The organism is Winogradskyella sp. SM1960 (assembly GCF_020179375.1).
GTDB classification, from domain to species: domain Bacteria; phylum Bacteroidota; class Bacteroidia; order Flavobacteriales; family Flavobacteriaceae; genus Winogradskyella; species Winogradskyella marina.
In genome coordinates this window covers 568,569-583,903 of sequence record NZ_JAICBG010000001.1, presented here as the reverse complement: position 1 = coordinate 583,903, position 15,335 = coordinate 568,569, and the positions used below count along the sequence as shown (strand labels likewise).

14 protein-coding genes are annotated in these 15,335 nt (G+C 31.7%); 9 read left to right on the top strand and 5 right to left on the bottom strand.

Going from position 1 to position 15,335, the window contains the following annotated elements; genetic code table 11:
• Positions 1–2: 2 nt before the first annotated feature.
• The 4 genes from K1X16_RS02620 to K1X16_RS02605 form a co-directional block, all read right to left on the bottom strand.
• Positions 3–467: a GNAT family N-acetyltransferase gene (locus tag K1X16_RS02620; RefSeq protein WP_225034952.1), complete on the bottom strand. Its 465-nt coding sequence runs from the start codon at positions 465–467 to the stop codon at positions 3–5.
• Positions 467–1,324 (bottom strand): hypothetical protein, encoded by an 858-nt coding sequence (locus K1X16_RS02615; RefSeq protein WP_195869598.1) that lies wholly within the window; start codon positions 1,322–1,324, stop codon positions 467–469. Before K1X16_RS02615 ends, K1X16_RS02620 begins: the two co-directional genes overlap by 1 nt.
• A gap of 71 nt (positions 1,325–1,395) precedes the next feature.
• Positions 1,396–2,199 carry a 3-deoxy-8-phosphooctulonate synthase gene (gene kdsA / locus K1X16_RS02610; protein WP_195870155.1) on the bottom strand — a complete coding sequence of 268 codons (804 nt, stop codon included), beginning with the start codon at positions 2,197–2,199 and terminating at the stop codon, positions 1,396–1,398.
• A 219-nt stretch (positions 2,200–2,418) separates the two neighbouring features.
• Positions 2,419–2,700 (bottom strand): hypothetical protein, encoded by a 282-nt coding sequence (locus K1X16_RS02605; protein ID WP_225034951.1) that lies wholly within the window; start codon positions 2,698–2,700, stop codon positions 2,419–2,421.
• A 290-nt stretch (positions 2,701–2,990) separates the two neighbouring features.
• Between K1X16_RS02605 and typA the strand changes: the two genes are divergently transcribed.
• From typA to K1X16_RS02560, 9 genes are all read left to right on the top strand, one after another.
• Positions 2,991–4,790 (top strand): translational GTPase TypA, encoded by a 1,800-nt coding sequence (typA, locus tag K1X16_RS02600; protein WP_225034950.1) that lies wholly within the window; start codon positions 2,991–2,993, stop codon positions 4,788–4,790.
• Positions 4,791–5,068: 278 nt separating this feature from the next.
• The gene (locus tag K1X16_RS02595; protein WP_225034949.1) at positions 5,069–5,959 is read left to right on the top strand and encodes a UbiA prenyltransferase family protein; all 891 of its coding nucleotides are present in this window, start codon (positions 5,069–5,071) and stop codon (positions 5,957–5,959) included.
• Positions 5,960–5,968: 9 nt separating this feature from the next.
• Positions 5,969–7,735 carry a glycosyltransferase family 39 protein gene (locus K1X16_RS02590; RefSeq protein ID WP_225034948.1) on the top strand — a complete coding sequence of 589 codons (1,767 nt, stop codon included), beginning with the start codon at positions 5,969–5,971 and terminating at the stop codon, positions 7,733–7,735.
• Between the two features lie 9 nt (positions 7,736–7,744).
• Positions 7,745–8,338: an HAD-IB family hydrolase gene (locus K1X16_RS02585; RefSeq protein WP_225034947.1), complete on the top strand. Its 594-nt coding sequence runs from the start codon at positions 7,745–7,747 to the stop codon at positions 8,336–8,338.
• Between the two features lie 214 nt (positions 8,339–8,552).
• Positions 8,553–9,470, top strand: a complete 918-nt coding sequence (locus K1X16_RS02580; protein ID WP_225034946.1) for a GNAT family N-acetyltransferase — start codon at positions 8,553–8,555, stop codon at positions 9,468–9,470.
• A gap of 31 nt (positions 9,471–9,501) precedes the next feature.
• The gene (locus K1X16_RS02575) at positions 9,502–10,653 is read left to right on the top strand and encodes a DegT/DnrJ/EryC1/StrS family aminotransferase (protein WP_225034945.1); all 1,152 of its coding nucleotides are present in this window, start codon (positions 9,502–9,504) and stop codon (positions 10,651–10,653) included.
• A complete protein-coding gene (locus K1X16_RS02570) occupies positions 10,654–11,964 on the top strand; it encodes an O-antigen translocase (protein ID WP_225034944.1) in 1,311 nt (436 codons plus the stop codon).
• Between the two features lie 10 nt (positions 11,965–11,974).
• On the top strand, positions 11,975–13,279 hold the full coding sequence (locus K1X16_RS02565) for an O-antigen translocase (protein ID WP_225034943.1): 1,305 nt from the start codon (positions 11,975–11,977) through the stop codon (positions 13,277–13,279).
• Complete coding sequence (locus tag K1X16_RS02560) at positions 13,263–14,096, top strand: phytanoyl-CoA dioxygenase family protein (protein ID WP_225034942.1); 834 nt, start codon at positions 13,263–13,265, stop codon at positions 14,094–14,096. Before K1X16_RS02565 ends, K1X16_RS02560 begins: the two co-directional genes overlap by 17 nt.
• Here the strand turns inward: K1X16_RS02560 and K1X16_RS02555 are convergent.
• A complete protein-coding gene (locus K1X16_RS02555) occupies positions 14,093–15,226 on the bottom strand; it encodes a glycosyltransferase (protein WP_225034941.1) in 1,134 nt (377 codons plus the stop codon). The two genes, K1X16_RS02560 and K1X16_RS02555, sit on opposite strands and share 4 nt — an antisense overlap.
• Positions 15,227–15,335: the final 109 nt, after the last annotated feature.

Here is a 15,335-nt window from a genome sequence, read left to right as displayed (position 1 = left end):
CTTTATAGTGTTTTTTCAACCAAGTAATTTTCAAAAATTACACCTTTATGCGTTTTCTTTTGTTTTTTAATGACTTCAAAATAGTTGTTGTCAAAAAAAGGTAAAGCCGTTTTACTTACATCTGATTTTAGGATTTCAAAATCAGTCATCATTACTTGAGATTCTATAATTCGCAATAATTTTGAACCGATCCCTTGGCGCTGATAATCTTTATGTACAAATAGTCCGTCTAGGTAATTTCCATTTTTCAAATAGGCAAAACCAACCATATTCGATTCGATTTCAGCAATAATAAAATAGTACTTATCAATTCTTTTTTTCCACTCTTCCAGATCATCAGCACTAGAAGCCCATGCGTTAATCTGCTTTTCGGAATAATGCTTCTTGTTAATATGGGTAACAGTATCTCTAAAAAGTGACGTAATTTCAAGGCTATCTTCTAGGGTAGCAGGTCTTATTTGTATCATTATTTTAGTCTAAATATACTGCCAAAAGATAAAACGCGCTGAAAAAAGTAAAAACTTTGCTCTGCATGATCTGCCGAATCATTTGTTGTTCTTATGTTATTCATATCAATATAGCCACCTTTAGCATTTAATTGTATGAAAAAGTGTTTAAAGAATGTAAGATTTAAGCCAATATTAGCGGAAAGTCCATAACCAGACACATGAAATTCATCATATCTGTCCTTTTGTAATAATGTTGTATTGGTTCTAGGAAATAAAAGCCCTCCGCCAATACCTTCGGTTACATTTACTTGAAATTTATCCGTATTGCTGATATGAAATAATGATGAAATATCATCATATCTCGCAATTTCGGTATAGATGAAGTTGAGCCCGTCCGTATGTTCAAATTTCAATAAATCACTAGAAATAAATACATTTTCATTATTAAATTCACCATTGTAATTGCTTCCTGGTTCGTTGTCAGGTAAATTAATATAACCGTTTACATTTCTATTTCTGTCTCTATTCATAACATATTTCATATGGTCTAAACCAATTGAGATGGTGTAATGATCTGAGATAAAATATCCCAACTTAGCATTTGTTTGAGGAATGGTCATTCGAGACGGGTTAATATAATCGATATGCCAACCTTTAGGTTTGTCTTTTGCTGTAGCGTCACTTATGGTAAAATCATAGTCATCACCTTTAAATCGAATATCCGATTTTGAATAGGCGCCTCTATTTCCTCCCCAACTAATAAATAGTTTCCCTTTATTAGAGGATGAGTATTTTGGTATTTCTTGAATTTGGCTGTATGCAATTGTGCATAACAAAATGAATCCTAAGCTTAGAATTCTATTTAAATAGTTCATAAGTAACTTCCGTAAGGATATGGGTAGACGTTAATCTTACACCTTACTTACAATAACTAAGAAAATAGTAGTTATAATGCTGTAATTGTTTTTCTAATAGCCACTAAATTAGATAATAAACCTTCCAAATTATCCAAGTGCAGCATATTAGCTCCATCACTTTTAGCATTTGCAGGATCAAAATGGGTTTCAATAAATAAGCCATCAACATTATTAACCACACCAGCTCTGGCAATGGTTTCAATCATATCTGGTCGTCCGCCAGTAACGCCAATACTTTGATTAGGTTGTTGTAAAGAATGTGTCACATCTAAAACCGTTGGTGCATATTTACGCATGGTTGGGATACCTCTAAAATCTACAATCATATCTTGGTAGCCAAACATAGTGCCTCTATCCGTAATCCAAGCGTTTTCGTTTCCTGCATCCTTTACTTTTTGAACCGCATGTTTCATGGCTTCAGGACTCATAAATTGGCCTTTTTTTAAGTTTACTACTTTTCCTGTTTCAGCAGCTGCGACAACTAAATCGGTTTGTCGTACTAAAAATGCCGGAATTTGTAATACATCAACATATTCTGCAGCCATAGCAGCATCCGACGCTTCATGGATATCAGTAACGGTGGGTACATCAAAAGTTTCAGAAACTTTTCTAAGAATTTTTAAGGCTTTTTCGTTTCCAATACCTGTAAAACTGTCTATTCTGCTTCGGTTTGCTTTCTTAAAACTGCCTTTAAAAACATAAGGAATTTCAAGTTTGTCTGTGATAGTGATTACTTTTTCAGCAATACGTAAGGCCATGTCTTCGCCTTCAATAGCGCATGGTCCACAAAGTAGAAAGAAGTTTTTGGAATTAGTGTGTTTTAGTTTCGGAATTGTTATCAAAGCTTTAGACTTAAATTGTTAAGTGGCAAAGATACGATTCTGTAGGTTTAGTTGAAACTATGAATATGGATTATAGCGTTATTTTAATATTGTGTCTGCAGGTGTCGTCTAAATAGCAAGAAAAGTTAATAATTTCTATGAATTTATATATGGAAAATGAAACAAGTCTAACCTCTTGGACCTAAAAGCAAAACGGACTTATTTCTGTTTTTAAAACACCTTCTTAATACTATTTCTTACTATCCAAAGCGACATTACAAAGTTACCAACAACTAAAAGGCCTCCGTAAAACAATAAATTTTTCGATGTTTCTGTCCAATGAATAATGTTAAGCAAATCAGATAGATAAGCTAAAATGAGATAAGAGGATAGGCAAACAAAGACAATACCTAAAGAGAAATTTAATTTCCTGCTTGGTTTAATGAGTTGCCATAAAAACGGAATACCAAACAATAATATTGGGTAGGCAGAAATACCTTCTAATTTATTCATGTTTGTAAACCAATATACTATTATTGATAAAAAATAGAGGTAAGGAATGAATTTTGTGTACTTGCTTAGGGTATTCATCTGTTAATTTTTTAGGGTTCAAATTAATCTCGAAAAATATAGCTGTATTTTCTTAAATAGCGATAGGCATTGTAATACAAGCTTTAAGCTACTAATCAATTATTTAGCGTAAGATACAAATTCAAATTATGAGATAATGAAATAATAACATTTTATTAACGAAAAAAAAAGAATTAGCCGTACATTTGCACGCTTAAAAATTGGCATCAGTTATGACAAAGATTAAAAATATTGCAATTATTGCACACGTCGATCACGGGAAAACAACATTGGTAGATAAAATCATGTACCACTGTCAGTTGTTTCGTGAAAACGAAAACACAGGCGACCTTATTCTAGATAATAATGATTTAGAACGCGAAAGAGGTATTACAATTACGTCTAAAAACGTTTCTGTTATTTACAAGGACACTAAAATTAATGTTATCGATACTCCTGGTCACGCCGATTTTGGTGGAGAAGTAGAACGTGTCTTAAACATGGCTGATGGTGTTTTATTATTAGTAGATGCTTTTGAAGGGCCAATGCCACAAACGCGTTTTGTATTGCAGAAAGCCATTGACTTAGGTCTTAAGCCTTGTGTGGTTGTAAACAAAGTGGATAAAGAAAACTGTACACCAGATGAAGTACACGAAAAAGTTTTTGACTTAATGTTTGAACTTGGTGCTGAAGAATGGCAGTTAGATTTCCCTACAGTTTACGGTTCTGCAAAGAACAACTGGATGAGTGATGATTGGAAAAATGAGACTGAGAATATTGAGCCATTATTAGATATGGTGATAGAGCATATCCCTGAGCCAAAATTTGATGAAGGGACTACACAGATGTTAATTACATCTTTAGACTTCTCTTCTTTTACAGGACGAATTGCTATTGGTCGTTTAACTAGAGGTGGTTTAAAAGTGAACCAACAGATTTCTTTAGTAAAAAGAGACGGTTCTATTGTAAAGAGTAAGATTAAAGAATTACATACGTTTGAAGGTGTTGGCCGATTAAAGGTTGACGAAGTTCAAACAGGTGATATTTGTGCTATTGTAGGTTTAGAAGGTTTTGAAATTGGTGATACTGTTGCTGATGCTGAAAATCCTGAAGGTTTAAAAACGATTGCTATTGATGAGCCAACAATGAGCATGTTGTTTACAATTAACGATTCACCTTTCTTCGGGAAAGATGGAAAGTTTGTAACATCGCGTCATATTAAAGACCGTTTAACTAAAGAGCTTGAAAAGAACTTAGCATTACGTGTTGAAGAAACAGATAGTGCAGATAAGTTTATGGTTTTTGGTCGTGGTGTATTACACTTATCGGTATTAATTGAAACGATGCGTCGTGAAGGTTACGAACTTCAAATTGGACAACCACAAGTTATCATCAAAGAAGTAGATGGTGTAAAATGTGAGCCTTTTGAAGAGATGACTATCGACTTACCAGAAAACGTTTCTGGGAAAGCTATTGAAATGGTGACTTTGCGTAAAGGTGAAATGACAAGTATGGAAGCTAAAGGCGACCGTATGGTTTGTCAGTTCGTTGTACCTTCTCGTGGTATTATTGGTTTACGTAACCAATTATTAACGGCGACGGCAGGTGAAGCTATTATGGCACACCGTTTTGTAGATTACAGACCGCTTAAAGGAGGAATTCCAGAACGTCAAAATGGATCGTTAGTATCTATGGAAAACGGACAAGCGATTCCTTATTCTATTGATAAATTACAAGATAGAGGTAAGTTTTTCGTTGATCCAGGTGAAGATATTTACGAAGGTCAGGTTATTGGTGAAAACTCGCGTCAAGATGATATGACGGTTAACGTAACTAAAACTAAAAAGTTAAGTAACGTACGTTCTTCTGGTGCAGATGATAAAGCTAAGATTGTACCAGCAATTAAGTTCTCTTTAGAAGAAGCTTTAGAATATATTCAAAAAGATGAATATGTTGAGGTTACACCTAATCACTTAAGATTACGTAAGATTTATTTGAAAGAAGTAGATCGTAAGCGTAATAAGAATATGTAATAGATATTGTTAAGAATATAAATTTGAAAAAGAGAAATGCTGAAGGGTGTTTCTCTTTTTTTTTATGCGCCCTACCTCTTCTCGTTAATAATAGAAACATATCTTAATATGAACTAACTCAGCACAAATAATTAATAAGGTTTTACATAAATACTATTAGTTGATTAGATAAATCATTATAAATGAAAATCTAAATCTTTAATGGTTATTTAGTCTCTTCCAATATAAATTACCTTAATTTCTATATTTTTACCACTTTTACATATTAATATATCGTAATGCACCAAAGACTAACCAAACTGTCTTATTTTCTTTCATTAATCAGAGTTCAGCAATGGATTAAAAATCTTTTTGTCTTTTTACCCATGTTTTTTAATAAGCAGTTAGTTTCATTTGATAGTCTTATAAGTGCCACGATTGCTTTTTTTTTGTTTTCATTTATTGCTAGTTCTATCTACTGTTTCAATGATATTGTAGATTTAGAATTCGACAAACAGCATAAGTCAAAGAAAAACAGGGTTTTAGCAAGTGGATTGGTTTCAATAAACGAAGCCAGAATCTGTATGTTTGTTTGTTCATTATTAGGACTTGGTTTGTCATATTACTTGAGTGGATTCGATTTATTTTTGGTACTTACGATTTATTTTCTCATTAATGTTTTATATACCTTAATTTTTAAGAAAATTATGGTTTTAGATGTTATGTTTATTGCTGCCAGTTTTGTGTTAAGATTATTGGCAGGTGGAGTTGCTACGAATACTGAATTGTCTTATTGGATTATAATAATGGTAACCTTATTAGCCCTTTTTCTAGCTTTTGCTAAGCGAAGAGATGAGGTTGTTATATATATGGAAGATAAAATTCTAGTTAGAAGTAATATAGATAAGTACTCTCTAAAATTTTTGGATTCTATTTTAACGGTTTTATCTTTAGCGATTACAATGTTTTATTTAGCTTACACTTTTTCACCTGAGACTAAAGCTCAATTTAATAGTGATTATATATGGCTTACTTCAATATTCGTGATTTTAGGATTGTTTAGATATGGTCGGTTGATTAAATTAAGACAAAATTACGTCAATCCTACAAAAATTCTATTGAAAGATAAAGCAATGCAATTTATTGTATTCAGTTGGATTATTAGTTTTTATATCATCATATATACCTAAAATTTAATTGTGAAATTACTTAAAAAACTTTCAAACCTTTACAACAATTATACTTTAAGTACTAATATAGGGTTTATCGCAATTGTTATGTTATTGCTAGCATTGCAAGGTTTTGATGTTGTGGATGAAGGCTGGTACATGACTTTTTATCAGCAGTTTTTTAATCATCCAGAAACTGTAGAGTATAATTTTGTGTTTTATCTTACAGGGGTTATTGGCGGTGTTTGGTATGAGTTATTTCCTCAAGGTGGTATTTTATCCTTTAGGGTTTTAGCATTATTCTGTATTGTTTTAACCTTTGTTTTTTCTTACAAAATATTAATTCAATACATGTCTAAGCATTGTGTTGTCATCGGCCTGTTAATGGTTCTATTTGTTAACGATTTCGGTTATGTTGCCTTTTATTATAATCAATTATCTAGTCTAATTGCCATATTAACGATCTACTTTTTACTGAGAGGTTTAGATAGGAATAGTATAATTTATATAATTCTAGCAGGTTTTTTAACAGCAATCAATGTTTTCTCAAGACTACCTAATCTTACACTTTTTGCATTTAGCCTTGTGTTTCCTGCTCAATTATTATGGAATAAATATGTAGGCTTTAAGTATTGGTTTAAACAAACTATAATGTATGGAATAGGTGCTGTTATTGGTTTTTTAATCATGTATTTGATTATTTCGTCATTTGGGCATTTGGAGATTATGCAGAATTCAATTTTAAATATTTTAGATAAAGGACAAAATACAGGAAGCAATCACAATTTTTCGAAACTTTTAAATGTGTACTTTGCAGAATACCGCTTAATTCTTAAAGTATTTTTAAAAATACTTGCAGCATCGGTAGTTATAGTTTTAGCTAAAAACTTACTGTTTAAGAACATTATAGGTGTATACCTTTGGTACACAATGGCTATTCTATTGTTTATTTTTGTTTTTAGAGATAATTCAATATACACCTTATATGCACTAAGTTTAATTGGGTCCTTGAGTTTGTTAATGTTTAAAACAGTGACGTCAGATTATAAGTTGTTGAGTTTGTTAGCCCTTATAATGATGCTGTTTTTACCTTTAGGCAGTGACGGTGGTATTCATAATGTTGGCTACGTCTGTATTTGGGTTGCGTTACCACTATTTTTTTATGTGATTAATCACTCTGATGAGTTGTATTTTAAATGGATAAATAAGAAAATTCAGCCTAATTCATTGATTAGTAAAAAGATGTTATTAAGTGTTTTGCCTTTAATGGTTGTAGGCTATTTTGCGTATAAAGTGTACAAGATTTCAAATGAATCATATTTTGATTTTGGAAGTCGTTTTGATAAGGTATATGCCATTGATAATAAACTTGCAAATGGTGTTTATACAACTAAAGAAAGAGCGGAAATATTTAATGAATTATTATCTGTTCTTAAAAAATATGTTAGCAAAAACGATTACTTATTGGCGTATGATAAAATTCCGATGGTAAACTTTTTGACAGAAACAAAACCATATATGTATATCTCTTGGGTGTGGGTTTATGATGGGGTCATGTTTAAAAAACAATTAGAAAGAGCTGAAACAGAAATTGACATTTTGCCTATAGTAGTACAACAAAAATTTGAAACGATTGGTCAGTTTTCCACTCCAGATCCTTACTACATGTCAGAATCAAAAGAGGAGGATTATAGATATAATAGAAATCGCGTTAAAGCGATGAATGATTTTTTAGAAAGGAACAATTACAAGATAGTTTGGAGTAACGACTATTTCAATATATATCAATCAAACTAAAATCTATAAATGAAAAAAATTATTGCTTTTGATTTTGATGGAACTTTAACTAAAAAAGATACATTTATTGAATTTATAAAATTTTCTAAAGGAAGTTTAAGATTCTACATAAATGCACCATTCATTGGATTTGTGTGGTATTTATCAAAATTGAAAATAATAAAAACTCATAATGCTAAAGCATTTGTTTTTTCAATTTTTTTTAAAGGTGAAAGTTTAATAAAGTTTGATAAATATTGTTTTGATTTTATTAATAAAATAGAATCCAATCTTAGAGATGATGCTAAAGTTGTAATAGAAGATCATTTCTTAAAGGGGAATGAAGTAATAATAGTTAGTGCTTCAGTAGAAAATTGGATAAAGCCTTGGGCAAAAGCTAACGGGATTAATATGGTTCTTGCAACAAAGATTGAAACTAATAATCAAGGTAAATTAACGGGTAAATTCGCTACTAAAAATTGTATTGGAGACGAAAAAGTAAAACGTTTCTTAGGTGTATTTCCTAATAGGGAATTATATCATTTAACAGTCTATGGTGATAGTAAAGGAGATAAAAACTTAATGAGTATAGCTGATAAAACATTTTGGAAAACGTTGAAGTAATTTAGTTGTAAAATAAAATTTAGAACAATTGTACTTGAAATAGCAATCAGAGATACATTTTTAATTCTTTAGAGTTTTTCATTTTAAACAATAACCCATCATAAGTAACTTCACTCGTAGTTTTTTTATTTACTTTAGTCACAAATTAAACCTAAAGATTATTTTCTCAGTAAAAAAATATCAATCGAACTTACAACCAGAATGGGATGCGTTTGTGAAAACTGCAAAAAATGCGACGTTCTTGTTTCAGCGCGGTTTTATGGATTATCACAGTGATCGTTTTAAAGATTGCTCTGTAATGATTTATAAAGAAGATAAGCTTTATGCATTGTTACCAGCAAATAGTGTGGGAGATACAGTGATTTCTCATCAAGGGTTGACTTATGGTAGTTTTGTGCTTCAAGATAAATCCAAGTTTTTCTATGCTTTTGAGGCTTTTAAAGCCATGCTGTCATTTTATGAAAATGAAGGTTTAAAAACATTAGAAATAAAGGTGATTCCAACCTTTTATAATAGAATGCCTTCAGACGAATTAGATTATTTTCTGTATAAAGCCAATGCGCAGTTAGTAAAAAAGGATGTGTTGATGGTTATTGATTATACACATAAATTACGCTTTCAAAAAAACAGAAGAGAAGGGGTTAATAAGGCGCTACGTTCTGGACTAGAACTTAAGGTAGATACTAATTTTAAAGACTTTTGGATAGATGTTTTAATTCCTAATTTAGAAAGAAAACACGGCATTAAACCTGTACATTCCTTAGAAGAAATAGAACTATTATCGTCTCGTTTTCCAGAACATATTAAGCAAGTCAATGTTTATAAAGATGGAAAAGTTGTTGCCGGAACAACGGTGTTTTTAACTGAAACAACGGTTCATCCTCAGTATGTATCTGGTAACTTAGATAAAAATGCATATGGTAGTTTAGATCTTGCTTACGATTTTATCATTAACAAAATGTGTGATGATAAGCGTTATTTTGACTTTAATATTTCGAGTGAAGACAATGGAAGGAAAATAAATGAAGGTCTTATTTTTTGGAAAGAAAGTTGTGGCGCACGAAGTTTTACAGCAAATACGTTTAGTATAGCAACGAACGTTTATAAAACATTAGAGATTTCACGAACATGATTTTAGTTCGATGTTTTCAATATTAAAACCTATGATTAAATTCTTAGATCTACATAAAATTAATAACCGTTTTCGCGATGCTTTTCAAGCCTCGTTTAGTAAATCTATGGATGATGCGCATTTTGTTTTAGGTCAAAATGTTACAGCGTTTGAAAATGAGTTTGCTGCCTATTGCGGAACAGAACATTGTGTAGGTACAGCAAATGGCTTAGATGCGTTGACCTTAATTTTAAAAGGCTATGTAGAACTCGGAAAATTACAAAAAGGGGATAAGGTAATTGTTCCTGCAAATACCTTTATAGCGACTATTTTATCGGTTTTACATGCGGAATTAGTACCTGTTTTGGTGGAACCAGATGCTGATACTTATAATATTTCTATACACACAGATAAATCAATATTTATAGGCGCAAAAGCTATTATAATGGTTCACCTTTATGGACAATTGGCAGATGCCGAATACTTTAAAAAGATAGCTAAGGATTATAATTGCTTTTTAATTGAAGATGCTGCGCAGGCGCATGGAGCGGTTGCAAATTCCCAAATTCCAAATTCCAAATCCCAAGAACTAATTGTCAAATCCCAAAAGCCAAAAGCTAATAAAGCAGGAAACCTTTCCGACGCTGCAGCATTTAGTTTTTATCCAACAAAAAACTTAGGAGCGCTTGGAGATGGTGGAGCTGTGACTACAAGCGATTCAGAATTAGTTGAGGTCATAAAACTATTACGTAATTACGGAAGTATAGAAAAATACACAAATAAAATTATCGGCTTCAACAGTCGGTTAGATGATATGCAAGCGGCTTTTTTGAGGATAAAATTGGAGACCTTAGATAAAGACAATGAGCGACGACGCGACATTGCTAAAGCGTATTTGAGAGGTATTACAAATTCAAAAATAAAACTTCCGTTCTATGATGGTTCTAAAAATCATGTGTTCTATGCATTTGTGATCGAGGTTGATGATAGAGCGCTTTTCACTGCGTTTTTAGATAAAAATCAAATAGAATGGTTAATTCATTATCCAATTCCACCACATCAACAAGAAGCATTACAAGGTTTTTCGTATAATAATCTTCCGCTTACAGAAAAGATTCATAAAAGAATTATAAGTTTGCCTATGAGTCCTGTGATGACAGAACAAGAGATTCAAACGGTCATAGATGTTTTAAATACCTATTAATTGAAGAGACTTTTCCAATATATAAACAACGAAGTTCTGGTAAACGCAGCGCGTTTAAATGTAGCTAATCTTAGCCTTAGAATTGTAACAGGTATTCTGGTTTCAAAATTTATCGCCGTTTATATAGGACCACAAGGCATGGCGCTTATTGGTAACTTACGGAATTTTATGAGTGCCTTGCAGTCGCTATCTATTTCTGGACTTTACAAAGGTGTCGTTAAATTTGTGAGTAAAGTTAAAGACGATGTCGCTGAGCTAACCAAAACCTTATCTACCGTATTTTACTTAGGATTTTTCTCGTCTGTATTTTTGGCATTGTTATGTTATTACAATGCAGAGTTTATAAATGACTTCATTTTTTCTTCAAGTTATCGCTATACATATATCATTAAAACGCTGGCTATTGTACTGCCGTTCTATGCCTTAAATATGTTTACTTTTTCCATAATGAATGGGTTCTCTAAACATAAGTATCTACTCATTATTAACATTCTTGGTCAGATTTTAGGGCTTTTAGTCACATTATTATTAATCTACCAAGATAATATAGATGGTGCCTTACTAGCCATAGTAATTACGCCAGCACTTAATTTATTAATTACCATTGTTGGTATTGCGTTTAGACGAAGTTTAGTATCGCATATTAAAATCACCCAAGTTAGTTTTTCGGTTATAAATAAATTAAGTCCTTATATGATAATGGCGTTGGTTAGTGCTATTGCGCTGCCTATTGTAATGATTATTATTAGAAATTACCTTATAGATGAAACAGGCATAAAAGCTGCTGGTTACTGGACAGCCATGACACGTGTTTCAGATTATTATTTAATGTTTTTTAATTCATTAATGGCACTTTATATTTTGCCTCGTTTTTCGGAAATTAATACCAAAATCGCCTTTAGAAAAGAAGTGTTTAGTTTTTATAAAACGATTATGCCACCATTTTTAATATTACTTCTTGTTATTTATTTGAGTAGATCGCTATTGATAACTGTTTTATTTACTGAAGATTTTAGACCTGTTGAAGACTTATTCGGATTTCAAATATTGGGTGATATAGCACGTGTGCTTTCTATGGTGATTGTCTATCAATTCTTAGCTAAAAAGATGTTTGCGCATTTCTTGATTTTAGAAGTGTTTTTGTTCATTATGCTATACTTCTCTAGTGTTTATCTCATTGATGAATTTGGGCTAAAAGGTGCTGTAATGGGGCATTGTTTGAGTTATGTTATGTACTTCGGTATAATAGTATTACTTTTTAGTAGTTCTTTGTTTGGTGTAATAGACGAAGAAGGAACAGCCGATCATTAAAAGTAGCCGCGTGAAACTTCCAAAATTTATTAGTAGTAATATAGTGCTTAAGATCACCTCGCTTAACGCTGTGGTGATTACTATTCGATTAATAGTTTCTGCGTTTATTCAACGTTTACTTGCAATTACTGTTGGAGAAGCGGGTTATGCAAGTATTGGTCAGGTAAGGAACGTTTTAGCGATGCTCACCAGCACATCTACTTTAGGAACGTTTAATGGTGTTGTAAAATACGTGGCTGAATTTAAAAGCAATCAGCCAGAACTTTCTAAAGTGTTTTCTACAGTTTCCGTTTTTGCCATTATTGGTTCTTTAATTTCTGCAGCTGTTTTATTCTTTGGATCATCGTATTTGTCCGATTATCTTTTTCAGTCCCAAGATTATATTTATATTTTTCAGTTATTAGCTGTTATTGTACCTTTTATTGCTGTAGGTCGTGTTGTCAATGCTGTGGTTAGTGGTTTGTCAGATTATAAACGCTATGCTAAAATTGAATTAATAAGCTACCTTTTGGCCACAGGCGCACTGGTTATTGGATTGTATACATCTGAATTACAAGGAGTGATTATTGCCATTGCCTTGGCACCTGTTATTCAGCTCATCGTTTTAGCCTTCGTTTTTGGAAAGACATTAAATGCCCATGTAAAATTAAAGTCACTTAACTTAAATGTCTTATACAAAAATAAATTGTTGGCTTTTACCTTAATGTCTTTTATTTCTACGTTTTTATTGAATTATGTAGAATTGTTTATCAGAACCTTAGTAGCGGATGAAATCAGTATTAATGAAGCTGGTTATTGGACAGCTATAACATTTATTTCTAAAAATTATATGGTATTTGCAACTGGATTGTTTACACTATATGTGCTTCCAAAATTTGCGAGTATTCATAATAAGCATGAATTCAAGGTTGAGGTTTTCAATATTTACAAAACAATTCTGCCTATTTTTGGTATAGGTATGCTTTTGGTTTATCTTCTTAAAGATTACATCATTCTGCTTATTTATCCTGATTTCTCAGGAATGAAACCTTTATTTAAATGGCAATTGTTAGGTGATTTTGTGAGATTAGGAGCCTTAGTATTATCACATCAATTTTTGGCGAAACGATTGGTGAAAAGTTTTGTGATTACTGAGATAGTGTCCTTAACATTGTTTTTTGTACTGTCTAAAGTGTTTATTCAGTATTACGGAACGGAAGGCATTGTTATTGCACATTTCGTAAGATATATTATTTACTTTATCATGGTCTTTTTCGTCATAAAAATTTATTTTAGTAATCATAAAAATAAGTCTACAGATGGAGAAAACATGTAAGTTATTTATTGATAATAAACCTTTTGAATTTAAAGTGGAGGGTGATTTCTTTTGGGGAAAACCTGAATTACTTTATCAACAACAAGATAATGTTTTGTCTAAAATACCTTGGGAAAATGAGGGTTTTAATTGTGTTAAAGCATTTGAAGATCCTGATTTTTTAAAACTGCAGGAATCTGTAAAAACTATTATAATTGATGCTTTAAAAACGAATAATGTAGCTGCAGATCATAAATCATTTGACTTAAAGGATTATCACAATTATGTGACTACTGATGCACTACACAATCAAGTGATCTCTATAACACGTAGTCTTGAAACTTCAGATTTTGATTTTGATATAGACTTATTAGCAAAACGGTTTGGAAACATTTTAGGGTACAAACTAACTTCTTATGTAGAAGAGCTTAAAAAATCACATATTCAAATTAGAATAAGTAGACCAAACTCTTTAGATATAAATCCTCCGCATAGAGATGGTTATTTAAGCTTTTGGGAAGATATTGTTAATGTATGGTTACCTATTGCAGGCTGTAATGAAAAATCATCTTTGCCAGTAGTAGCAAAAAGCCATCTTATACCAGAAAACGAAATTTTAAGAACAGAAAGTAAGGGTGCAAAAATTAACGGTAATATTTATAATGTGCCTTGTATTTTAGAGACAAAATCTGGTGAGATTAAGATGACGAGACCCAACCCAAAGGAAGGTGAAGCCCTGTTGTTTTCTCCGTTTTTAATACATGGTGCTGCTGTAAACGAAAATGAAAATATTACAAGAGTATCTTTAGAACTTCGATTTCCAAAACAAAAGAATTAAGACCATTTTTCTAAAAATAACTTTGCATTCTCGGTATGATCATGATACTGTTTTACAAACTGACGTGCATTTTTTGAAATGTCAATTATTTTCTCAGGGTTTTCAATGAGCCATTCTAGTTTTGAAGCAATTTCTTGGGCGTCGGGTAGCGCATTTATAACAATTGTATTTGGTTTTACATTATAATAGGCTTCCCATTCCTTTTCAGCTCCCGTAAACACTACTTTTCCTTTTGCCATAGCTTCTAAGGCATTGTAGCCTTGATCGTATGCGTAGATTTGGTCTAATAGAATATGAGCAGTGTCAAAAGCTCTGATGTATTCTTTGTAAGGTAAATTTTCAACTTTAATTATATTGACTTTTGTTTTGTATTTGGCCTCAATTATATCTAATGCGGCATTAAAAATGTCATGTCCTTTTTTAAAATAACTGGCTCTATTTATACCATGAAAAATTGTTATTTTTTCCTCTAGATTAGGTTCCTGATACGGTATGCTATCAACATTTATAATATGAGGAATCATTCCTAAATGCTTTTCATTCTGTTTTAAAGGAATGTAATAATCGAGATCAGAACTAATAACACCTTCAACTTTATTGTAAATATGATGGTGTAATTTCACAAATTCGGGCGTTACATATTTTAGTCCTAGGGAGAAGTCTGTAGGCTTTACACGGCCTTCAAAATAAGGAGTATGTATTGAGTATCTGAATTTTTTGTCAAGCGAGAATTTTACACTAGAATAGTCTGTGCCACAAGATAAGATGTATGCCTTCTTGTTCCAACTCGTTAATAAGTCAAATATCTTTTGTTCATCTTTAGCAGAACAAAGAAATGATGACTCGTTTATAAATTGAATAATGTCATAGTTTTCAAGTCGGCTTTTATGCTTTAATAGCTGTTTTTTTAAGTGAATGAAATATAAATCAATATTTAATAATCGCATTATTAAAGCTCTTAACTTTTTTAGCGGTCCTATTCTAAATTTTTGATTTATTTCTATGTCAACATTTACTTTTTTAAAGCCATCGCACAAACCAACAACTACTGCTTCATGACCCAAGTTTTGCAGTCCTTCTTTTAAATATTTGTGAGATCTGTTGTATTCGCCAACTAATAAGATTTTCATGCGTAAATTCTAATTATTTTAAGCTAAATTATGGAACATTTTCAAGAATAATATAAATAGAGAATATCATTGAAATATAGATGTTACATTTGTATCAAAGATACTCGAT